This window comes from Pseudomonas sp. OE 28.3, assembly GCF_014268205.2.
Classification (GTDB): domain Bacteria; phylum Pseudomonadota; class Gammaproteobacteria; order Pseudomonadales; family Pseudomonadaceae; genus Aquipseudomonas; species Aquipseudomonas edaphica.
The window spans coordinates 2,920,153-2,940,274 of record NZ_CP077082.1 but is presented as its reverse complement, the minus strand read 5'-3'; the positions used below and the strand labels follow the sequence as shown (position 1 = coordinate 2,940,274).

At 59.9% G+C, this 20,122-nt stretch carries 21 protein-coding genes; 5 read left to right on the top strand and 16 right to left on the bottom strand.

The window, feature by feature from the left end; genetic code table 11:
• Nucleotides 1-83: 83 nt before the first annotated feature.
• On the bottom strand, nucleotides 84-1,103 hold the full coding sequence (locus HU759_RS13300; protein WP_170040110.1) for an ABC transporter substrate-binding protein: 1,020 nt from the start codon (nucleotides 1,101-1,103) through the stop codon (nucleotides 84-86).
• Nucleotides 1,104-1,235: 132 nt separating this feature from the next.
• Nucleotides 1,236-1,685, bottom strand: a complete 450-nt coding sequence (locus HU759_RS13295) for a hypothetical protein (RefSeq protein WP_050547738.1) — start codon at nucleotides 1,683-1,685, stop codon at nucleotides 1,236-1,238.
• 407 nt (nucleotides 1,686-2,092) lie between these two features.
• Between HU759_RS13295 and HU759_RS13290 the strand changes: the two genes are divergently transcribed.
• The 3 genes from HU759_RS13290 to HU759_RS13280 all read left to right on the top strand — a co-directional run bounded on the left by HU759_RS13290 (nucleotide 2,093) and on the right by HU759_RS13280 (nucleotide 3,037).
• On the top strand, nucleotides 2,093-2,368 hold the full coding sequence (locus HU759_RS13290; RefSeq protein WP_017136432.1) for a hypothetical protein: 276 nt from the start codon (nucleotides 2,093-2,095) through the stop codon (nucleotides 2,366-2,368).
• A 124-nt stretch (nucleotides 2,369-2,492) separates the two neighbouring features.
• Nucleotides 2,493-2,723: a hypothetical protein gene (locus tag HU759_RS13285; RefSeq protein ID WP_026013642.1), complete on the top strand. Its 231-nt coding sequence runs from the start codon at nucleotides 2,493-2,495 to the stop codon at nucleotides 2,721-2,723.
• 77 nt (nucleotides 2,724-2,800) lie between these two features.
• Nucleotides 2,801-3,037 carry a DUF2789 domain-containing protein gene (locus HU759_RS13280; protein ID WP_099550121.1) on the top strand — a complete coding sequence of 79 codons (237 nt, stop codon included), beginning with the start codon at nucleotides 2,801-2,803 and terminating at the stop codon, nucleotides 3,035-3,037.
• Nucleotides 3,038-3,043: 6 nt separating this feature from the next.
• On the opposite strand, the gene HU759_RS13275 is transcribed toward HU759_RS13280, so the two are convergent.
• The 14 genes from HU759_RS13275 to iolC form a co-directional block, all read right to left on the bottom strand.
• On the bottom strand, nucleotides 3,044-3,247 hold the full coding sequence (locus tag HU759_RS13275) for a hypothetical protein (RefSeq protein ID WP_017136429.1): 204 nt from the start codon (nucleotides 3,245-3,247) through the stop codon (nucleotides 3,044-3,046).
• Nucleotides 3,248-3,361: 114 nt separating this feature from the next.
• A complete protein-coding gene (locus HU759_RS13270) occupies nucleotides 3,362-4,957 on the bottom strand; it encodes a methyl-accepting chemotaxis protein (RefSeq protein WP_017136428.1) in 1,596 nt (531 codons plus the stop codon).
• A gap of 181 nt (nucleotides 4,958-5,138) precedes the next feature.
• Nucleotides 5,139-5,543 (bottom strand): TraR/DksA C4-type zinc finger protein, encoded by a 405-nt coding sequence (locus HU759_RS13265; protein ID WP_003191666.1) that lies wholly within the window; start codon nucleotides 5,541-5,543, stop codon nucleotides 5,139-5,141.
• Nucleotides 5,544-6,004: 461 nt separating this feature from the next.
• On the bottom strand, nucleotides 6,005-7,027 hold the full coding sequence (locus tag HU759_RS13260; protein WP_026013640.1) for an ABC transporter permease: 1,023 nt from the start codon (nucleotides 7,025-7,027) through the stop codon (nucleotides 6,005-6,007).
• 31 nt (nucleotides 7,028-7,058) lie between these two features.
• Complete coding sequence (locus HU759_RS13255) at nucleotides 7,059-8,612, bottom strand: sugar ABC transporter ATP-binding protein (protein WP_170040112.1); 1,554 nt, start codon at nucleotides 8,610-8,612, stop codon at nucleotides 7,059-7,061.
• A 63-nt stretch (nucleotides 8,613-8,675) separates the two neighbouring features.
• Nucleotides 8,676-9,605, bottom strand: a complete 930-nt coding sequence (locus tag HU759_RS13250) for a sugar ABC transporter substrate-binding protein (RefSeq protein WP_099550124.1) — start codon at nucleotides 9,603-9,605, stop codon at nucleotides 8,676-8,678.
• 48 nt (nucleotides 9,606-9,653) lie between these two features.
• Nucleotides 9,654-9,830, bottom strand: coding sequence for a hypothetical protein (locus HU759_RS13245; RefSeq protein ID WP_163005443.1), 177 nt, complete (start codon nucleotides 9,828-9,830; stop codon nucleotides 9,654-9,656).
• A 127-nt stretch (nucleotides 9,831-9,957) separates the two neighbouring features.
• Complete coding sequence (locus tag HU759_RS13240) at nucleotides 9,958-10,986, bottom strand: Gfo/Idh/MocA family oxidoreductase (protein ID WP_170040114.1); 1,029 nt, start codon at nucleotides 10,984-10,986, stop codon at nucleotides 9,958-9,960.
• 169 nt (nucleotides 10,987-11,155) lie between these two features.
• Nucleotides 11,156-12,166, bottom strand: coding sequence for a Gfo/Idh/MocA family oxidoreductase (locus tag HU759_RS13235; protein ID WP_056859439.1), 1,011 nt, complete (start codon nucleotides 12,164-12,166; stop codon nucleotides 11,156-11,158).
• 18 nt (nucleotides 12,167-12,184) lie between these two features.
• Complete coding sequence (gene iolD / locus HU759_RS13230; RefSeq protein ID WP_170040116.1) at nucleotides 12,185-14,116, bottom strand: 3D-(3,5/4)-trihydroxycyclohexane-1,2-dione acylhydrolase (decyclizing); 1,932 nt, start codon at nucleotides 14,114-14,116, stop codon at nucleotides 12,185-12,187.
• A gap of 88 nt (nucleotides 14,117-14,204) precedes the next feature.
• Entirely contained in the window at nucleotides 14,205-15,026 is an 822-nt protein-coding gene (locus HU759_RS13225; protein ID WP_170040118.1) for a TIM barrel protein, read from the bottom strand.
• A 26-nt stretch (nucleotides 15,027-15,052) separates the two neighbouring features.
• Nucleotides 15,053-15,841, bottom strand: coding sequence for a 5-deoxy-glucuronate isomerase (gene iolB, locus HU759_RS13220; protein ID WP_099550127.1), 789 nt, complete (start codon nucleotides 15,839-15,841; stop codon nucleotides 15,053-15,055).
• Nucleotides 15,841-16,731 (bottom strand): myo-inosose-2 dehydratase, encoded by an 891-nt coding sequence (gene iolE / locus HU759_RS13215; RefSeq protein ID WP_099550128.1) that lies wholly within the window; start codon nucleotides 16,729-16,731, stop codon nucleotides 15,841-15,843. Before iolE ends, iolB begins: the two co-directional genes overlap by 1 nt.
• A 175-nt stretch (nucleotides 16,732-16,906) precedes the next feature.
• A complete protein-coding gene (iolC, locus tag HU759_RS13210; RefSeq protein WP_170040120.1) occupies nucleotides 16,907-18,844 on the bottom strand; it encodes a 5-dehydro-2-deoxygluconokinase in 1,938 nt (645 codons plus the stop codon).
• On the opposite strand from iolC, the gene HU759_RS13205 reads away from it, so the two are divergent.
• Together HU759_RS13205 and HU759_RS13200 are read left to right on the top strand one after the other, a co-directional pair.
• On the top strand, nucleotides 18,843-19,046 hold the full coding sequence (locus HU759_RS13205) for a hypothetical protein (protein WP_138450968.1): 204 nt from the start codon (nucleotides 18,843-18,845) through the stop codon (nucleotides 19,044-19,046). The genes iolC and HU759_RS13205 overlap by 2 nt on opposite strands.
• A gap of 82 nt (nucleotides 19,047-19,128) precedes the next feature.
• Complete coding sequence (locus HU759_RS13200) at nucleotides 19,129-20,037, top strand: MurR/RpiR family transcriptional regulator (protein ID WP_017136418.1); 909 nt, start codon at nucleotides 19,129-19,131, stop codon at nucleotides 20,035-20,037.
• Nucleotides 20,038-20,122: the final 85 nt, after the last annotated feature.

Below are 20,122 nucleotides of genomic sequence, written 5' to 3'. Positions count from 1 at the left end.
TGCCCGCGATGGCGGTGTGTCAGTCCTGTATAAGTTGACTGTCACGCCGCCATCGCGGGCAAGCCCGGCTCCCACATTGGAGGTTACTTCAGGCTCGCCTCAACCTTCTGCGCCACCTGCGGCGTCAACCACGCCTTCCACACTTCAGGATGCTCCTTGAGGAACACTTGCGCCACTTCACGCGGCGCCGTGTGATTTTCGCTCATCGCCGCCAAGGCTTTATTCAATGGTTCAATCGGAAACTGCACCTTGGTAAAGAACTCGGCAATCTGCGGTTGCGCTTGCTGGAACGGTGTCGACACACCAATGCTCAGCTTGGACGCCAACGAGCGCGTCGGCCGTGGGTTGGGGTTGTCTGCATCGGTCAGGGTCTTCCAGGCATCGGCGTCAAATGGCGGTTCTTCCAGCTGGATCAGCTTGTAACGGCCCATCAAGGGCGTTGGCGACCAGTAGTAGAACAGCACCGGCTTGCCACGACGGATCGACGACGCGATCTCCGCATCCAGCGCCGCACCCGAGCCGCTGCGAAAGTTCACATAGCTGTCGTTCAGGCCATACGCCTTGAGCTTCTGCGCGTTGACCACTTCCGAGGTCCAGCCGATCGGGCTGTTAAGAAAACGCCCCTTGCCGGGCGACTCCGGGTCTTTGAACACGTCCTTGTAACGCGCCAGGTCCTGCACGGTCTTGAGGTCCGGCGCCAGCGGCTTGAGGCCTTTGGCCGGGTCGCCCTTGACCACGTATTCCGGCACCCACCAACCTTCGGTGGCGCCTTTGACCGTATCGCCCAGGCCGATGACTTTGCCTTCGGCTTCGGCCTTGATCCACACCGGGCTGCGGCCGGCCCATTCTTCGCCGATCACCTGGATATCGTTTTTCGCCAGGGCGGTTTCCAGCGTAATGGTGGTACCGGGCAACGTATCAGTGGGCAGGTCATAGCCCTTTTCGACAATAAAGCGCAGCACTTCGGTGATCAGGCTACCGCTTTCCCAGTTCAGGTCGGCAAAGTGCACCGGCGTTTGCGCAGCCGATACCGGCAACGACAGACTCATGGTCGTCAACGCCGCAGCCGCAGCCGCAACCACCAGGGTTCTCAATCCTTTCATGCCTTTGCACCTCGCATTTTCACAGCCATAGCGGGCGGCTTTGCTGCGGATGCGCGAAGCCTCTGAATAGTTAAGTCAACTCAACTGTAGTAGAGGTTCCGGAGGAGCAAGAATACACGTGGCGTTTAGCAGTTACTCACTGGCCTTGAACGTCACCAGTTCACCCTTGCGCCACTTGGCGGCCTTGCCGGTCACGGCCTTGAGGGTTTTGGTCAAGCCTTCCTGCAATTGTTCATTGGCGGCAAACACCAGCATCACGCTGTGGCCTTCCTTGAACACGATGCCCTGGCCTTCGGTCGACGAAACAAAGGCGTAATCGCCCAAGCCATACACCGTCAACTTGATGTCGCGAAACTTCAGTTCGAACTTGCCGCCTTCACGGCTCGGCAACACGGCGGCACGAAAATGGTCGCCGACCTTGAGTTCCAGGCGCGGTTTGTCATCCACGACCAGCGCCGATTCAGTATCGATCTCGGCGATGTAAATGCCTTCCGGCGTCTGTTCAGTGATGTAAACGAAACGGGATTGAAACTGCTTGACCAACTTTGCGCGCAAATCACCCAGCACGAATAACGCGTGCATATCCAGATTACTGACTGCCAAGGAAACGCCCCCACATCAAAAAAGGCGCTGACCGCCAGAGCGGACAGCACAAAAAAACGGCCGTTACGGCTCGATCACACATTCGTAAAAAAACTGAAGAAACCTGCTGCCACGCCATAAGACTAGTACACAGATGCACGATGGACCTTATGCAAGGTCATCAGGCGACACAGCAAATCACAGGTTCAGCAGCCCGAGAACTCGGACCGACCCACTTCAGAGAATAACCCGGTTAAAAACGCGATTTCCGACAGCCTACACATTACATAACACCCGGAATGGAACCAGGCATCGGCTGCCGACGACAATACTAAAACAGCAACCCGGTTCAAAACCACTCGAAACGCTGCTGGTAAGTCCACAAGGTCGATCGACAGGAGCTGAGCATGCAACCACGTCAACACGCCGTTATGTCATCGCGCACTCGTTCATCATGTCCAGACGAGCGCCAATACTACTGCTTACATAACCCCAACGGGTACTCCAATTACGTTCTTTACCAAGTGGTACCGGCCGGACGCAATTTCTTTCATATCCTTGAAGTGACCAGCGGCAGGATCAAAGGCTTTCGCAGCACGCATTCCAAGGCTTGCGAATTGGCCCAACAACTTGAAGCCAACCTGCAAGCGGTTCACGCTGCGATCGTTTCGTCACCCGCCTGACTTTACTGCGCCGTCGCCCGTCAACAACTGCCATACTGGCCCGTCCATTGAAGTTTGCCCCTTGCGTGTCGGCGTTCATCAGTGCAGTGACCTTGATGCAGTTAACTTGAAGGGAAGGCTATACGTGACGGAATTTGATATTGGCGAATTTTTCATCCATGGCGATGCGCGAGAAGTAGATGGCGAGTTTCAAGCGGTGATCATCATGCGGGCTAAACCACCGCTGACCACGGTCACCACGCATCAGGTAGAAAAAGATCGTTGGTTCAAAACCGTCGACGCTGCGGCCATTGCCGGCAAAGATGCCGCCAGGGCGCTGAAATCCGCGGTGGATTCAGGTGCACTCAATTCCTGACCTGTGCAAATCCTGAACTCTGTCGCGTCCCCGGCCTCACATGCACAACATCCCTCACCTTGCATGGAGAACCCACCATGGACGCGCCAATCCCAACGCTTGAAACCCTGTTTGATCAACTCGGTCTGGATTCAACACCTGAAGCCATCGATGCTTTTATCGTCGCGCATCCGCTACCTGAAGACGTGAAGCTGATCGACGCACCCTTCTGGTCTGCGCAACAAGCGGCGTTTCTTAAAGAAGAACTGCGCGAAGACGCCGAATGGGCAATACCGGTGGATGAGCTGAACCAGCGCCTGCACCCGTCTAAATAACACGCCTCAATGCAGGCTGTCTGATTGTTCCAGGTGCATCAGTGCCTGCCAGGCGGCTCTGCACTCCTCGGCTTCACTGCGGCTGGCGAATGCCGTACCGCGTTGCTCGCCATTGAGCAACACCACCCAACAGGCTTTCTGGCCCAGCGCACGCAGGGTTTCGGGAACACCACTGCCGATCATCACGGCGACATCGACCTTGTTTTGCATGGAGCTTCTCCGCCACATTAGTTAGCTACCTAACAATGTTGGCCATGCTACGGTTTTATTCCACGTGGAAAAAGCTATCTCCGGAATAGCTCCATTGCATAAACAGTAACAATCCTAACGCCCAGCCTTGGCCCCTTCCGGTTTATAGCCCAGGCGCAAGCCACCCCAATGCCGCCCCTTAACCATGATCGGCACCGACAAATCGTGCATCAGTTCGCCAGTATCGCGGGTATAGGTCTGCAACAGCACTGCCTGTTGATGGCTGCCACAACGAATGCCGGTACGGTCGTCGAACTTGCGTTTGGTACGGTTCTGCACGGCGTCAACCTGTGCATCGCCGGTCAGGGCGTGGGAGAACGCCTTGTTGTGTGTGGGCACATAGCCCTGCGGTGTGCAGGCAATCGCGAACACCAGCCCCTCATGGCGCGGCAGCAATGCCTCCTGGATCGTCGGCAGCACTTGGTCGGTGTAGCCATCAAAGCGCGTGTGGTATTTGCTCGGCCGGGTGTTGGGGATCGGCGTGTAGCTGCGGTCGAACAAGTCTTCCAGGCTGATGCGGTTTTGCACGATGTCAGCCTCGAACTGCTCACCAATACGGCTCGCCCCTTCGCGAGCCAGGTCGTAGATGCGCTGGTGATAGTCATCCAGCCCGACTTCAGCCAGGCGCTCACTGATGGTTTCAGCCTGTCCTTCCATTTGCACAGCGACCTCGGCCAGTTGCCGCGTCTGCTGGTCGCTCACCGTTAAATCGCTGCGCATCTGCTCTACCGCGTGGAACAGGCTGTCGAGTTGCGCGCGGTTGGTGTCGGTGCCTTGGGCGATCTCGTTGACCTGCCCTTCTACGTCGGCTGCCAGGCTGGCGATATTTTCCAGTTGCTCACCCGCCTGCTCCACCTGCTCGACGCCGATGTGCAAGTCGGCAGACAGTTGGCGAATCTGTTCCACCACCTGGGCGGTGCGTTGTTGAATATCGGCGACCATCACGCCGACCTCATCCGTCGCCGTGGCCGTACGCCCGGCCAGGCCACGCACTTCATCGGCCACTACGGCAAAGCCGCGCCCGTGCTCGCCCGCGCGCGCCGCTTCAATGGCGGCGTTCAGCGCGAGCAGGTTGGTCTGGCTGGCAATGGACTGGATCACCAGGGTCACGCGCTGAATCTCTTCACTGCGCTGGCTCAGCGCCTCGATCAACTCTCGGCTGGCATTGGCGCGCAGGCGCAGTTGGTGCATGCGAGTGATCGATTGAGCCAACACTTCGCGCCCTTCAGTACTGCGCTGGTGCGCCTGGCTGGCCGCGCCCAAGGCCTGCCGGCTGAGTTGAGAGGTGACTTGCTCGGTGCCGATCATCACTTCGGCGCTGCTGACAATTTGCTTGGCGGCGCCTAATTGCGATTGCACGCGCGCGGCCAGTTGCTTGACCGAATAGGCCACGCCGGCAGCGGAAAGTGCGTTATGACTGGTGGTGTAGGAAAGATCGCGAGTCAGCTCACCCAGCGTATCAATCGCCTGGGCAGGCGCTACACGCGGCACTCGGGCTTTGAGCGCAGGCAGCCAGATCACCAGCAAGGCCAGTGGCAGGCACAGGTACAGCGGCAAGCCGGCAAACGACAGGCCCAGCAGGACCAGCACCAGCGCGGTGCTCTGCATAAGCGGCGTCAGCCAGCCAGGCAGCACGCGCACCACCGTTTGCGGTGGCGCTGCTGCGCCCATCAGAGATCCGTCTCCAGCCATCGTCGTTACCCCTCTGTTTGTCGTTATTGTTGCTGCATTAAACGCCACTATTGGGCCATTATCCATGGGCCTTTCGTGGGGTGCTTGCAGCAGATCAATAGACAGGGACGTAACCGGTGTTTCTTCGGGCATCACAGCTGCGATGCCCGACTTCAGCGCATCAGGCCTGGCGCTGGTGCTTGTCGATCTGCTCGTGACGCTCTTGCGCTTCGATACAGTATTTGGTGGTCGGGCTGATCAGCAGGCGCTTGAGGCCGATAGGCTCGCCGCTGTCATCGCACCAGCCAAAAGAATCTTCCTTGATGCGTTCCAGGGCACGCTCAAGCTGCGGCAGCATGCGCTGGTCGCGGTCGATGGCGTTTACCAGCCAGGTGCGCTCTTCTTCCACAGAGGCAGCGTCAGCCGGGTCTGCCGGGGTGTCCAGGCTTTCGATGGCGATGCGGTTCTGCTCAATGCGCTCGTGGTGTTCCACTTTCATGTCTTGCAGCAACTTCTCGAAAAAAGCGTGCTGTTCGGCATTCATGTAGTCATCCGCCGGCATGGCCAGCAACTTTTCCTTTGTCATTGATTTCTCTATAAAAAATACGTGCATTAAGGCGAATAAGGGAGCGTTCCGGCAGACCTTCGCAGGCCTCGGAAGGGCGCCGTCCATTTCAAGCGCCACCCGGCACTCAATTTACGAGGGGCGGCAGTCTAAGGCCGACTGGAAGGCTCAGCAACTGAAAAGACAGGCATTTTTTCCCAATTAACCCCCAAAGGCACCAGGACGGGCTTGGCGAACGGTCATCGGAGTGCGTTTATAGCAAGAAATTCAGTGCTGTGGAGCTATATAGAAGACAAACGGTTAGAACGGTCTGATAAAGACTCGCTGTGGGAGCTGGCTTGCTGTGGCGAGGGAGCTTGCTCCCGTTCGACAGCGCGGCTGGAGCAGGCTTTTTAGGGGCGCTTCGCACCCCAGCGCAAGCAAGCTTGCTCGCCACAACAAGCCAGCTCCCACATTGGATAGGTGTTGCCCGTTAATCGGTATCAGCGCTTGAGCTTGCGCTTGTTGCGATACTGGTCGATCACCACCGCAATCACAATGATCAGCCCCTTGATGATGTCCTGGATATACGCATCCACACCCACAAAGGTAAACCCGCTGGCCATCACGCCGAGAATCAGCGCACCGATCACGGTGCCGGTGATGCGCCCTACTCCGCCCGCCAGGCTGGTGCCGCCGATCACCGCCGCCGCAATCGCATCCAGCTCATAAGACATGCCCATGCCGGCCTGGCCGGTGGCGGCACGCGCCGAGGCCACCACACCGGCCAGGCCCGCCAGCAGACCGGCGATGCTGTAGACGATGATCAGGTGACGCTTGACGTTGATGCCCGAGGTGCGCGCCGCCTGCATGTTGCCGCCGATGGCGTAGGTGTACTTGCCGTACTTGGTGTAGCGCAGGGCGATATGGAAGATCACCGCCACCACCAGGAAGATAATCACCGGCATCGCACCATGGCCGATGGCTGTGTACGAATCCGAGAGCATGCTCACCGGTTGGCCTTCGGTGTAGTAGCGCGCCAGGCCACGGGCCGAGACCATCATGCCCAGGGTCGCAATAAACGGCGGAATGCCGGTCACCGCAATGATACTGCCGTTGATTGCCCCCGCCAGCAGCCCGACACCCAGGCCCATGGCAACCGGAATCCACACCGGCAAGTCGGTCAGGCTGGGAAACACCGCCCGGGAAAAGTCCGAGGTTTGCGCCAAACTGGCGGCAATCATCGCCGATAACGCCAACACCGAGCCTGAAGACAGATCGATACCCGTGGTGATGATCACCTGCGTCACGCCAATCGCCAGCAGGCCGATGATCGACACTTGCAGAATCATCAGCACCAGGCGCTGGGAGTTCATCAGGAAGCTCTGGTCGCGCACGATCCAGCCGAATAGCTCAAACACCAGGCCGATGCCGATCAACACCAGGAAGATACTCAGCTCGGTGGGTAAACGCCGACGGTGCTTGACCGGTGCCGTGGCAGGCTTGTTGTCTGTTATTGCGTTCATAGCCAATTACCTTCTTATTCTGTGCGGTTCGTCAGTGGACTACGGTCATACCGGAAGCCAGCTGCATGACTTTTTCCTGGGTCGCGTCGGCGCGATCCAGGGTGCCCATCAGTTCGCCTTCATGCATCACCATCACCCTGTCGCTCATGCCCAGCACTTCCGGCAGTTCGGAGGAAATCATGATCACCGCCATGCCTTCGCTGGCGAGGAAGGAAATCAAGCGATAGATCTCGGCCTTGGCCCCAACGTCAATGCCACGGGTCGGCTCATCGAGGATCAGCAAGCGCGGGTTGGTCATCAACCAGCGCGCCAACAGGGCTTTTTGCTGGTTGCCGCCGGACAGAGTGTCGATGCACTGCTCCAGTGACGGGGTTTTCACCCGCAGCTTCTTGCACATGTCTTCGCACAGCACGCGCAGGGCTTTTTGCTGGATAAAGCCGTTACCCGAGTAATGCGGCAGCACCGCCATCTCCATGTTCTCCAGCACCGACAGGCACGGGAACAGGCCACTGAGCTTGCGGTCCTCGGTCAACAGCGCAAAGCCCTTCTCGATGGCCATGTGCGGGTCGGTGATGCGCACCGGCTTGCCATCAAGGGTGATCTGGCCGCTGGAACTTGGAGTGATGCCGAAAATGGTCTCTGCCACGTTGGTGCGCCCCGAGCCCATCAGCCCGGCGATGCCGAGAATTTCACCGGCATGCAGGTCGAACGACACGTCCTTGAACACGCCGTCCAGGCTCAAGTCGCGCACCGACAGCAGCAAGTCGCCGATGGGTGTCTCGCGCACCGGGAACAACTGGCTCAGCTCGCGGCCGACCATCATCGAGATCAGGCTGTCGCTGTTCATGCTGTCGGCGCGCTGCAGGCCGATGTACTGGCCGTCACGAAACACCGCCACTTCATCGGCGATGGCAAACACTTCGTTCATTTTGTGCGTGATGTAGACGATGCCTTTACCCTGTGACTTGAGGTCGGCAATGATCGAAAACAGGTGGGCCACTTCCTTTTCGGTAATGGCTGAAGTCGGTTCATCCATGATCAGGATGTCGGAGTCGTAGGACACCGCCTTGGCAATCTCGACCATCTGCCGCTCGGCGATGCTCAGGTTGCCGACCTGTTCTTCCGGGTCCAGGTTGATACGCAAACGGGCCAGTAACTCGGCGGTACAGCGGTGCATTTCGCGGTGGTTGACCATGTGCAGGCTATTGAGCTGCTCGCGGCCGATCCAGATGTTCTCGGCGATGCTCATGTGCGGCATCAGGTTGAGTTCCTGGTGGATCATCGCGATCCCGGCCTTCTGCGCCGCCAGCGGTGTTTCAAACACAATCGGCTTGCCGCGCAGACGAATTTCCCCGGCGTCGGGCTGGTAGATGCCGGCGATGATTTTCATCAACGTCGACTTGCCCGCACCGTTCTCGCCCATCAGCGCCAGTACCGAGCCTGGGCGCACGCGCAGTTGCACATCGGCCAGGGCCACAACGCCGGGAAAGCCTTTGCTGATGTTGACGATTTCCAGCAGGTAGGGTTCTTCCAGCAGCGCGGGCTGGAGACCGGGAGGCTGCGAGACAGTGGCTTGAGCAAGCATATCGGGTACTCCATCAGCAGAGCGACCGTGGCCGCCCTGCTTGCTTATTGTTGTTATGAAGGGCTACTTGAAGTCTTTGACGTTATCCGGCGTGATCAGCTTGAACGGGATCACCACGTTCTGCTCGATGGGCTCGTTTTTAGCCATCTTGCGCGCAGTCTCCACCGACTTGTCGGCCTGGCCCTTGGCATCCTGGAAGGCCGACACGGTCATGTCGCCCTTGGTGATCGCATTAAGGCCGTCCGGCGTGCCGTCGACACCGGCGATCAACACGCCTTTTTTGCCTGCCGACTTCAGCGCCATGGATGCACCAATGGCCATCTCGTCATTGTTGGCCAGTACCGCGTCAAAATCGCGGCCCTGGGTCAGCCAGTCGTTAACCAGGGTCATGCCCTTGTCACGCAACCAGATACCGGTCTGTTCCTGTTCGATCTTGATGCCGGGGTACTTGGTCAGGACTTCCTTCACGCCCTTGGTACGGTTAGTGGTGGAGTTGTTCGCCAGGTCGCCCAACAGAATCACAATGTTGCCCTTGCCGCCGAGTTTGTCGGCGATGTATTGCATTTGCAGTTTGCCGGCCTCGACGTCATCGGACACCACCGCTGCCACGCCTGGGGCCAGGGTTGGGCTATCCGGGCGGCGGTTGACGAACACCAGCGGGATTTTCGCAGCGGTGGCGGCCTTGATGATGTTGGCGGTCGAGGCGGTGTCCACCGGGTTGACGATAATCGCGTCGACCTTCTGGCTGATGAAGTTCTCGACCTGGCTCAGTTGCTTGACCACATCGGCCCGAGCGTCTTCAAACTGCAATTGCACACCATCGCCCTTGGGATAGGACTTGGCTTGCTTGTCCATGTCTTCACGCAGGTAGGTCAGGAAGGTGTCATCAAAGGCGGACATGGTCACGCCAATCTTCAGGTCGGCGGCCGAGGCAACACCACTGGCCAGCAACATGGACAGGGCCAGCGCGGTAAAACGGATCGGGGTCTTCATGAACGGTCTGTCTCCACTTTCTTGTTGGTTTTTTGGACGTTGCGTTTATCAGCGCTCGGCGGGCAATCGAACCACCGGTGCCCCCGGGATGCAGCAGACCAGCGCGCCGTGGTTTTCGACACACAGCACATTAAGGAAGGAGAAGTAAAACGGCCGGGCGCGGGGCAGACCGCGTGGCGCTGAGGCAGGGCGTAAAACTCGCAGTACAGCGTTGAAGATTTTCATCTGACGGTACCTGGTTGTTTTTGATCTTGTTTTTGTTGAGCCGCGCGAATCGAGTTCGAACGTACTTTATGCAACCTGGAAAAGACTGTATTAGAAAATAATTTCCATATCAACATGTTTTAGAATTTTATTCTATTTTTGTCGAAACCACCTGCTGGCGCTCGGCGCTGAGGCGTGCGGCGTCCAATATACGGGTGGTTTCCAGCGCGTCATAGGCGCTTACCGGCAATGGCCCCAGCCCTTGCACGGCCAGTTGCAACTGGCGATAGAACTGCGTCCAGCAGCCCTTCTCGGATGGCACTCGTTCGCGATCCTCGCCTTGCTCGAACCAGCCCCAGCGTCGATGCTCCTCGGCGCCCCAGTGCTCGCCTTCGGTTTTTGGCGACTTGCCGGCCATCAGCGCGTCTTCCTGGCCGTCCAGCCCATCGACGGTGTAACAACCCAGGGTGCCACTGACCCGAAAGCGCGGTGCCTGGCTGTTTTGCAGGGCGCTGCCCCACAGGTGCGAAATCACGCCATTGGTGTGGGTCAGGGAGACGAAAAAACCGTGATCAAGGGTGGGGTGTTGCGGCGTGAACTGCAATTGCGCAAACACCCGGTCCACTGGGCCGAACAATTGCAGCGCCTGGTCCACTAGATGGCTGCCCAGGTCACGCAGCCAGCCGCCGCCACTGGCATTGCCCACCGCTTGCGGGCTGTAGCGTTCGACGCGGGATTCAAAACGTGTGATCTCACCCAAGGCACCGGCGTCAATCAGTTTGCGCAGGGTCAGGTAATCCGAATCCCAGCGCCGGTTCTGGTAGACGCTGAGCAGCGAGCCCTGGCGCTCGGCGGCGGTGATCAGCGCCTGGGCCTGTTCGGCGTTGCTGGCGAAGGGTTTGTCGCTGACCACCGCCACGCCGTGCTCGATGGCTTCCAGCACCAGCGCCGGGCGGCCTTTGAGGGTGGTGGAGATCACCAGCGCGTCGACACCGGCCTCGACGATCTGGCCGATGCTGTCAAAAGCCTTTACGCCCGGAAGGTCAGTACTCAATTGCTGGCGGCGCTCCGCTGAACGGGTCACCACACCAACAAAAGTCGCACCGGGCAAGGTTGCAATCAGCGGCGCATGAAAAAAGCGCCCTCCGTGGCCGTAGCCGACTAGTCCGATTCGCATAAGTTGTTTCCTTGTTGAATTGCAAACCCAATCAAGTGTGGGAGCTGGCTTGTCGAATCGTCGCACCGCTGCGATAGCGGTCTATCAGTGACAGCTTCATCGACTGACACGACGCTATCGCAGGCAAGCCAGCTCCCACACTGACTGCATTCCACCTGGCAGATTGTGATTAGCCGTAAAAGTGCGGACGCTCCGGCAAGCTCACTTTCACGATCTGCTCACTGTTCTGCGCCTCGATGCATGCATCCGCCGCCACCGCCGCCGCAAAACCGTCCCAGGCCGAAGGCCCGCCGACTTGGCCCGCACGCACACTGTCGATAAACGCCTGCAATTCCACGTCGTAAGCCCCGATAAAGCGGTCCTTCCAGTCCATCAAAATGGCATTCGACAGCTTCGCGCCACTGCGCATTTGCACCTGCGAAGGCTCCGGCAGTTTGGCGATGCCGGTCTCCCCCACCACTTCACACTGGATGTCGTAGCCGTACTGGCAGTTCACGAACACTTCCACGTCGATGCGCGTGCCCTTGGCGGTTTCCAACAGCACGATCTGCGGGTCGCGCAGGTGCGCCAGGGCTTTGCTCGACTTGCGCGGGAACACCACCTGCACCGACACATAGTCATCATTGAGCAACCAACGCAGCACATCCAGCTCGTGGATCAAGGTGTCAGTGATCGCCATATCCGTCTTGTAGTTCTCGCCCACCGTCGGGTTGCGGTGTGCGCAATGCAGCATCAGCGGCTCGCCGATCTGGCCGCTGTCGATCACGGCCTTGAGGGCGCGATAACCTTCGTCATACGGGCGCATAAAGCCCACTTGCACCAGGCGCTTGCCGTAGGCCAGTTCGGCGTCGACGATCTTGCGGCAGCCTTGCGCCGTCACCGCCAGCGGTTTTTCGCAGAACACCGGCTTGCCGGCGGCGATGGCGGCCAGCACGAACTCTTCGTGGCTCGGCCCCCAGGACGTGACGAGAATGGCTTCAACCTGCGGCGAGTTGATCAGCGCATGGCCATCGGCATAGACCTCGGCGGCAAGCTTCAAATCAGCGACGACCTTGGCGGCTTGCTCAAGGTTGATGTCGGTTACCGCCACCACCTGGCTATTGAGCAAGGTCTGGCTGCAACGACGGATATGGTCACGACCGATAGCGCCGGTGCCAATCACTCCAAGCTTTAACGACATACACAACTCCTCTTGTTATTAGTACTGCCGGGCCTTGGCCAGCTGTTCGTTGAGTTTTTTCGCGGCGGCATTCGTGCGTTCACTGCTGGACACTTGCGCCACGCCCACCCGCCACCACGACAGGTAGCCGTGGACCATGGTTTTGGGCAGTACCTTGATATCAATCAGCGTGGACACCGTTTGCGTGCGCGCATCGGCCAGCGCCGCCTGAAGCTGTTCCACGCTGCTGACCTTGTAGGTCTTGCAGCCATAGGCCGCCGCGCTCATGGCGAAATCCACCGGCACCAGGCCGCCGTCGAGCTTGCCGCTTTCGGGGTTACGAAAGCGGAACTCGGTGCCGAAGCTGTCCATGCCGTTGCCGATTTGCAGGTTGTTGATGCAGCCGAAGGCCATGTTGTCGAGCAACACCACGTTGATCTTGCGCCGCTCCTGGATCGAGGTGGCCAGCTCCGAGTGCAGCATCATGTAAGAGCCATCGCCGACCAGCGCATACACTTCCTTGCTCGGCTCGGCCAGCTTCACACCGAGGGCGGCGTTGATCTCGTAGCCCATGCATGAATAGCCGTATTCGACGTGGTAGGTGTTGACGCCCTTGCTGCGCCAGGCGCGTTGCAAGTCGCCGGGCAGGCTGCCGGCGGCGGCGACGATGATCGCATCGTCCGCCAGGGTGTCGTTCAACACGCCGAGTACACGGCTCTGGGTCAGGCACGACCCGGTCAGCTCGATAAATTCGCGCAATACGGCGCGGTCCAGGTGGTCATCCACCTCCGGCACAAAATCGTCGCCGTGGTATTGCACCTGGTGCACGCGATCCACTTCCGCGTCCAACTGCGCCTTGGCATCGCGGACCTGCTCGCCCCAGCCGGCGCGGTAGTCGCCCAAGGCGTCAGCCAACGCCTCAAGGGCCACTTGCGCATCGGCCAGCACTTGCACGCCGTCAAGCTTCAACGCGTCGCACGGGCTGATATTGAGGTTAAGAAACTTCACCTCGGCATGCTTGAACAGCGACTTGGACGAGGTGGTGAAATCGGTATAACGCGTGCCGATGCCGATGATCAGGTCCGCCTCGGGCGCCAACAGGTTCGCCGCCAGGCAGCCGGTTTCGCCGATGCCACCGACGTTCAATGGGTGGCTGGACACCACTGCACTCTTGCCCGCCTGGGTTTCGGCGAAGGGAATCTCAAAACGCTCGGCAAACGCTTGCAGGGCCGCATTCGCGCCGGAATACTTCACACCGCCGCCACAGATGATCAACGGCTTGCGCTTACCCCGGAAGGCTGCCAGCGCATCGCCGATCATTGCCGCAGTGGCCGGACGCCGCTCAATACGGTGCACGCGTTTTTGCAGGAAATAATCCGGGTAGTCCCAGGCTTCGGCCTGCACATCCTGCGGCAGCGCCAGGGTCACGGCGCCGGTTTCCGCAGGGTCTGTGAGCACGCGCATGGCATGGATCGCCGCCGTCATCAGCTGCTCAGGGCGGTTGATACGGTCCCAGTATTTGCTCACCGAGCGGAACGCATCGTTGGTGCTGATGCTCAGGTCATGGAATTGCTCGATCTGCTGCAATACCGGGTCCGGCTGGCGGCTGGCGTACACATCACCGGGCAACAGCAGCAGCGGGATCCGGTTGGCCGTGGCGGTCGCCGCCGCGGTGAGCATATTCGCCGCGCCGGGGCCTACCGAGGCGGTGCATGCGTAGATCTTGCGACGCAAATGCTGCTTGGCGAAACCGATGGCGGCATGGGCCATGCCCTGCTCGTTACGGCCCTGATGCACCACCAGGTCGCCGCTGTCCTGCTCCAGCGCCTGGCCCAGTCCCAGCACATTACCGTGGCCGAAAATCGTGAACACACCGGCGACAAACTTGCTCTGCACGCCGTCGACTTCGATGTATTGGTTATCCAGGAACTTCACCAGGGCCTGGGCCATGGTCAGTCTTGTTGTGGTCATCACTTGCACCTTGTGTGAATGCAATTGGGTTGATTAACACTGCTTCAATGTGGGAGCTGGCTGGCTTGCTCCCACAGGTTAATCGGCGTCAGGTTCGGGGGTTTTGCAGGTGGGCGATACTGGCCCCAATGGCCTGCTGGATATCCGCCAACCCATGCACGCTTTCGGCAAACGGCTCAAACGACAGGTAACCGCCGTACCCGCTGCTGAGCAAGGTGTCGATCTGCGCGGCGTTGCCGAGGATATCGCCCTCGCCCACCAGCACGCGGTGGCCGTCACGAATCGAATTGAGCGGCGCTTCGGCGTCTTCTACCCCGGAGATATGCACCAGGCCGGTCAGTTGCGGGAAGAACTCCTGCTCGCTCGCCAGGTGGTGGTGGAAGGTGTCATGCACCAGGCGGAACACATCCAGGCCGCCGATGGATTGGATTGCATCCACAGCAACGCGCTTGCGGCGCAGGGCACATTCTTCAAAGCCCAGCGGCTCGATAAACCCGAGGATGCCGTACTCCCGCAGGATCGGCGCCAGCTCGCTCAGCGCCGTGCGCAAACCGGCGGCACGCTGGGCCTCGTTGCGCGTATCGCCGCGCTCATTCAACGGGCACATCACCAAGCCCTGCGCGCCGCACTCACGGGCGTAGGTGGCGAGCTTGATGGCCTGGGTGCGACGCTCGTCATTCCACACATCAAACGGGTACAGCGCATTGATCGACAGCACCGTGATGCCCCGCACTGCGCACAACTCTCGCACGCGGCTGGCCGGGGTGCCGTATTCGATTTCATGGCCTTTAAGGTCGTTGCGAATCTCGATGGCATCGCACTTGAGGGCCGCGGCCAGCTGGATAAAGTCCGGCAGGGACAGGTTGGGGGCGACCATGCGGTTAAGGGCAAAACGTAGCGGCGACTTCATTGTTGTTGTTCTCCGTCCAAAACCGTTTAAAGGTCCAGCAGCCAGCTGTGCTGCGGGTCGTTATGGAAATGCCAGGCGCGTTTTGGCCCGGCCATCACGTTGAGGTAATACGATTCGTAGCCATACGGCACGCTGACCGGGTGATACCCCTTGGGCACCACCACCAGGTCGCTGTTCTCCACGGCCATGGCCTGGTCGATGCTGCGATCGTCGGTGTACACGCGCTGGAACACAAAGCCTTGCGGCGGGTTGATCTGGTGGTAATAGGTTTCTTCCAGAAAGCTCTGGTGCGGCAGGTCGTCGGTGTCGTGCTTGTGCGGCGGGTAGCTCGACGAGTGCCCGGACGGCGTGCGTACTTCCACCACCAGCAGCGAATGGGCCGGCTCGCTGTCAGGCAGGATGTCGCACACGTAGCGGGTGTTGGCGCCTTTGCCGCGCACGCTGCGCTTGCACTGCTCGGGGCGAATCAGGCGCGGTTCAAAGCCAGGCGCGCCGGGCGCGGCACAGACGGCAATCTGCACGTCGCTCAAGGCGGTAATCTGCGCATCGGTGCCGGGCGGCAGGTACGCGGCGAAGGGGGATTTGTCTTCGAACACCGACTGGCGGTCGCCAAGGTTCTGCCAATTGAAGCCTTCGCCTTCTATATTGACGCGCCCGCTGAGCAGCACCAGGCACAGCTCTTTATCGCCGGCGCTGACCGGCAGGGTTTCGCCCAGGCTCAAGCGATACGCGGCAAAACCCACGTACTCCAGGCGCCCGTCTTCGAGGGCCACCATGGTTTGCCCGCGTTTGCTGCTTTTGACCAACAAGCTCATCACTTAGTCCTCTCGTTGAGCAGCGCACGCAAGGTGTCGTAGCCTTTTTTGGCATAGATATAGCTAGGCGCCACGGCCGGATCCTGCTCGGCTTCGACCACCAGCCAGCCCTTGTAGTGGGCAGCCAGCAGCACATCGAGCAACTCGGCAAAATCGATGTCGCCATCGCCGGGCACGGTGAACGTGCCGTTGACGATGCAGTCAGGGAAGCTCCACATCTGGTTGCGCGCCAGTTGCACCACCGGCTTGCGCACGTCCTTGAAATGCACGTGGCAGACGCGGTCGATGTGTTTGCGCAGGACCTCGAGGGGTTCGCCGCCACCCATGTAGCAATGGCCCGAATCGAACAGCAGGCCGACTTCCGGGCCTGTTCGTTTCATCAGCTGGTCAATGTCTTCAGGGGATTCGACGTAGGCGCCCATATGGTGGTGATACGCCAGGCGCACGCCTTGGGACAGGGTGAAACGCGCCAGCTCAGTGAGCTTGTCGGCGTATTCCTGCCAGGCGTGCTCGCTGTGAAAACGCGGGCGTTCGATCAGGCGCACCTTCGAGCCCTGGATCGAGTCAGCGACTTCGCCGTATACCAGCACGTCAGCGCCATTGAGTTTGAGCAGCTCGACATGGCCGGCGATGGCTTCGATTTCTTCGGCCACCGAACGGCGCGCCAGGCGGCTGGAGTACCAGCCGGAGACCAGCGCCAGGTCATAAGGACGCAGCACATCACCAACGCCTTTGGCGTCCTTGGGGAACTTGCCGTTGAGTTCGAAACCTTCGTAGCCGATCTCCTTGCCTTCGCTGAGCGCGGTGCTCAGCGGCGTTTCACCGCCGAGGGCCGGCAGGTCGTCGTTGCTCCAGGAGATCGGGTTGATGCCAATTCGGATTGCGGGCATGGCTGCACCTTTTATTGTTTTCAGATAGCACTGAGATCTGCTTTATGTGGGAGCTGGCTTGTGTGGGAGCTGGCTTGCCTGCGATGGCATCACCTCGGTTTCATGGGTAGACCGAGGCGATACCATCGCGGGCAAGCCCGGCTCCCACACAAGCGGCTCCCACATTTGACTGTGTTTAATTTCTGGAACTGCGCCAGGCATTGATGAGCTGTTCGAACGTGCCCTGCACTTGCTCAATCAACCCTTCATCATCAATCTCCCCCGCCATCCACGCACGGCTTGGCTCCTGGAAGATCGTACGGCCCACCGCGAACCCACGGCAGGTGGTGCTTTGGCTGGCTTGCTGAAAGCCATCGGCCAGAAACTGCGCCGAAGCATTCAGGCCCAGCAGCACCACACCACGGCAGTACGGGTCACGCTCGTGGATCAGTTCGTCGAGCTTTTTCCAGTCTTCGGCCGACTGCGCCTCGATCTTCCACCACGCAGGATATATGCCCAGGTTGTACAGGCGCTTGAGGCTGCGATAGAGCACATCGGGATAGGTCGACGGGTGATCCTTGGGCGGCACGACTTCCAGCAGCAGTTCATGGCCGCTGACCAGGGACGCCTCGTACACCGCCTTGAGTTGCGCCTCCTGCTCCAGGCGCAGCATCGGCTCGTCGTCGGGGTGGAACTGCACCAGGCACTTGATGATTTGCTCCTGGGGCCAGGCACTCAGGTTACTGCCCACCGAGCGGCCGTGTTCAAACGCCAATGGCCGCGAGTTCTGCACCTCCACCGGGCGCGCGATCCACCAGCCACGGCCGCTGGCGGCATTCAGTGCATCCTGGCCGAAGCGCTGGTCGGCCAGCAGGCCCACATCGGCGTCGATGCCCTGCTGCGCCAGCTTGGTTTCCACACGTTCGATGGCCTGGATAAACAGCTGCTTGATGTCACTGATACGGGTCAGGTCCTGGCCACCTTTTTGCGCCAGGTCCACCAGTTGCCAGCGATGGTCGAAGGCAAACACAAACAACTGCTTCCAGGTTTTGCGCGGCACCGTGACGCGGTGCAGGCGTTGCAGGGTTACGTCCTGGTCCGGCCGGGTGATGGGCACCGGGCTGTTGAACAGGTAATCCAGTTCGGCGGGCGTGGGCATGGCCGGCGCGCAAGCGTGGCGGGACACGACCAGGCCGCCGCAGGCGTTGGCCAACTGGCTGCAACGCTCATCGCTGGCGTCATTGAGCCAGCCGCTGAGGAAGCCGGACATGAAGGCGTCACCAGCACCCAGTACATTGAGCACTTCAACCCGCACGCCGGGGTAAATCGCGCCGTCTTCCAGGCGCGCCGGGACGGCGCCGTGAATCACCGTGCAACCTTGCGGGCCGAGCTTGACCACCAGGGTCGCCGGGGTCAGTTCACGCACGGTGCGCAGCGCGGTCAGCAGGTCTTCACTGCCACCGGCGATCAAGAACTCTTCTTCCGTGCCGACGATCAGGTCGAAACGCGGCAGGATGCTCTGCACATGCTGGCTGACGTTCTGGTCGGCGACAAACCGCGTTTCGCCATCCGCCTTGCCCGCCAGGCCCCACAGCACCGGGCGATAGTCGATATCCAGCACACGCTTGACGTTGTGCTTGGCGGCGTAATCCAGCGCCTGGATGCTGGCCTTGTACACACCATCGGTGGAGAAATGTGTGCCGGTGATCAGCAAGGCTTTGCTGGAGGCGATAAAGGCTTCGCTGATGTCTTCGGCGCGCAGTGCCATGTCGGCGCAGTTTTCGCGGTAGAACACCAGCGGGAAGGTTTCGCGGTCTTTAAGCCCCAGCAATACCAGGGCCGTGAGGCGCTCCGGGTCGACCTTGATACCGCTCACATCACAGCCTTCACGGGCCAGGGATTCGAGCAGGAAACGGCCCATATGGTCATCGCCCACGCGGCTCAACATCGCCGACTTGAGGCCCAGCCGCGCCGTGCCGAAGGCGATGTTGGCGGAGGAACCGCCGAGGTACTTGGCAAAGCTGGACACGTCCTCAAGCCGCGCACCGACTTGCTGTGCATAGAGGTCGACGCCCAGGCGCCCGAGGCAAATCAGATCCAATTGACGCCCACTGGCAAAACGAGTCTGGCCCATGCTGGCTCCTGTTATTTTTATCAGCCTGCGTGGTGCCGCCGTGGTGACGGCACACGCTCTTGGTGCAAGCAGACTAGAACGTCCAGCGGCGGCAATCAATATTTATTCCATAATTATTTTTAGTGGAATATTTTTTCCAATAAGCCAGCATAATGGCATGCCAGCCGCCGTGCATCGTTTCAGCAGCCCACGGACGCCGTGATGCCGAGGTATTTTTTTGCGCCTACCCTGTAGACTTGCGTCACCCATCAGCGCATCAGACGAACACGCCAGAAGGATTGCCCATGTCCCGCACCGATCCCGAGACCACCCTGGAAGATACGATCGCCAGCCCTCCGATCAATGCCGAACGCCTGTTGCAGCTGATCACGGACGAATACGAAAGCCTGCCGCGCCAGCTCAAACGCATTGCCAGCTACATGAGCCAGCAGAGCGACCGCATCATGGTCGACCGCATCAGCGACATCGCCCGCGAATGCGAAGTGCACCCTTCGGCCATCGTGCGGTTTTCCCAGCGCTTCGGTTTCAGTGGGTTCAGCGAGATGCAGGCGCTGTTTCGCGAGGCCTACACCCACAAAACCACGCCGGTGCAGAACTACCAGCAGCGCATCCGCAGCATGATCGCCAACAAGTCGCAGAAGGCCAGCGGCGGCGACCTGGCGCGTGAGTGCGTGAATGCCACCCTCTCCGGCATCGAGCGCCTGGGGCTGGAACTGGATGATGTGGCGTTTGAGAAGGCGGTGGACCTGGTGGTCAACGCCGACAATATCTACGTGGTCGGCGTGCGCCGCTCGTTTGCCGTGGCCGATTACCTGGTCTACAACCTGCAGCACACCAACAAGCGCATCCACCTGATCTCGGGCCTGGGCGGCAGTTATCGCGAACAGATGCGCAGCGTGCGGGCCAACGACCTGGTGATTGCGATCAGCTTTACGCCCTACGGCAAAGAGACCCAGCATTGCCTGCGCATCGCCCAGCATCATCAGGCCAAGACCTTGATCATCACCGACAGCAACCTGTCGCCCCTGGCCAAGCGGGCGAACGCGGTGTTGTTGGTGAATGAGGGTTCGTCGTTTGCCTTCCGCTCCTTGAGCGCCACGTTGTGCCTGTGCCAGGCGTTGTTTATTGCCGTGGCGTATCGGTTGGAATTGAAGGTGGATGAGATTCATGAGCAGGTCGGGTTTGACGACTGACGTGCCGATACTGAACGTTCGTTCCCACGCTCCGCGTGGAAATGCCTCCTGTGACGCTCCGCGTCACGACTCTTCAAAGCAGACG

Excerpts from the sequence above, each read along its gene's own strand:
- HU759_RS13295 (WP_050547738.1), bottom strand. The coding sequence starts at position 1,685 with ATGCACGCGTTATTCGTGCTGGGTGATTTGCGCGCAAAGTTGGTCAAG.
- HU759_RS13265 (WP_003191666.1), bottom strand. The coding sequence starts at position 5,543 with ATGACAAAGGAAAAGTTGCTGGCCATGCCGGCGGATGACTACATGAAT.
- HU759_RS13235 (WP_056859439.1), bottom strand. The coding sequence starts at position 12,166 with ATGTCGTTAAAGCTTGGAGTGATTGGCACCGGCGCTATCGGTCGTGAC.
- HU759_RS13205 (WP_138450968.1), top strand. The coding sequence starts at position 18,843 with ATGCTGGCTCCTGTTATTTTTATCAGCCTGCGTGGTGCCGCCGTGGTG.
- HU759_RS13250 (WP_099550124.1), bottom strand. The coding sequence starts at position 9,605 with ATGAAGACCCCGATCCGTTTTACCGCGCTGGCCCTGTCCATGTTGCTG.
- iolC (WP_170040120.1), bottom strand. The coding sequence starts at position 18,844 with ATGGGCCAGACTCGTTTTGCCAGTGGGCGTCAATTGGATCTGATTTGC.
- HU759_RS13270 (WP_017136428.1), bottom strand. The coding sequence starts at position 4,957 with ATGGGCGCAGCAGCGCCACCGCAAACGGTGGTGCGCGTGCTGCCTGGC.
- iolD (WP_170040116.1), bottom strand. The coding sequence starts at position 14,116 with ATGACCACAACAAGACTGACCATGGCCCAGGCCCTGGTGAAGTTCCTG.
- HU759_RS13245 (WP_163005443.1), bottom strand. The coding sequence starts at position 9,830 with ATGAAAATCTTCAACGCTGTACTGCGAGTTTTACGCCCTGCCTCAGCG.
- HU759_RS13225 (WP_170040118.1), bottom strand. The coding sequence starts at position 15,026 with ATGAAGTCGCCGCTACGTTTTGCCCTTAACCGCATGGTCGCCCCCAAC.
- iolE (WP_099550128.1), bottom strand. The coding sequence starts at position 16,731 with ATGCCCGCAATCCGAATTGGCATCAACCCGATCTCCTGGAGCAACGAC.
- iolB (WP_099550127.1), bottom strand. The coding sequence starts at position 15,841 with ATGAGCTTGTTGGTCAAAAGCAGCAAACGCGGGCAAACCATGGTGGCC.
- HU759_RS13240 (WP_170040114.1), bottom strand. The coding sequence starts at position 10,986 with ATGCGAATCGGACTAGTCGGCTACGGCCACGGAGGGCGCTTTTTTCAT.
- HU759_RS13255 (WP_170040112.1), bottom strand. The coding sequence starts at position 8,612 with ATGCTTGCTCAAGCCACTGTCTCGCAGCCTCCCGGTCTCCAGCCCGCG.
- HU759_RS13275 (WP_017136429.1), bottom strand. The coding sequence starts at position 3,247 with ATGCAAAACAAGGTCGATGTCGCCGTGATGATCGGCAGTGGTGTTCCC.
- HU759_RS13300 (WP_170040110.1), bottom strand. The coding sequence starts at position 1,103 with ATGAAAGGATTGAGAACCCTGGTGGTTGCGGCTGCGGCTGCGGCGTTG.
- HU759_RS13280 (WP_099550121.1), top strand. The coding sequence starts at position 2,801 with ATGGACGCGCCAATCCCAACGCTTGAAACCCTGTTTGATCAACTCGGT.
- HU759_RS13200 (WP_017136418.1), top strand. The coding sequence starts at position 19,129 with ATGTCCCGCACCGATCCCGAGACCACCCTGGAAGATACGATCGCCAGC.
- HU759_RS13260 (WP_026013640.1), bottom strand. The coding sequence starts at position 7,027 with ATGAACGCAATAACAGACAACAAGCCTGCCACGGCACCGGTCAAGCAC.
- HU759_RS13290 (WP_017136432.1), top strand. The coding sequence starts at position 2,093 with ATGCAACCACGTCAACACGCCGTTATGTCATCGCGCACTCGTTCATCA.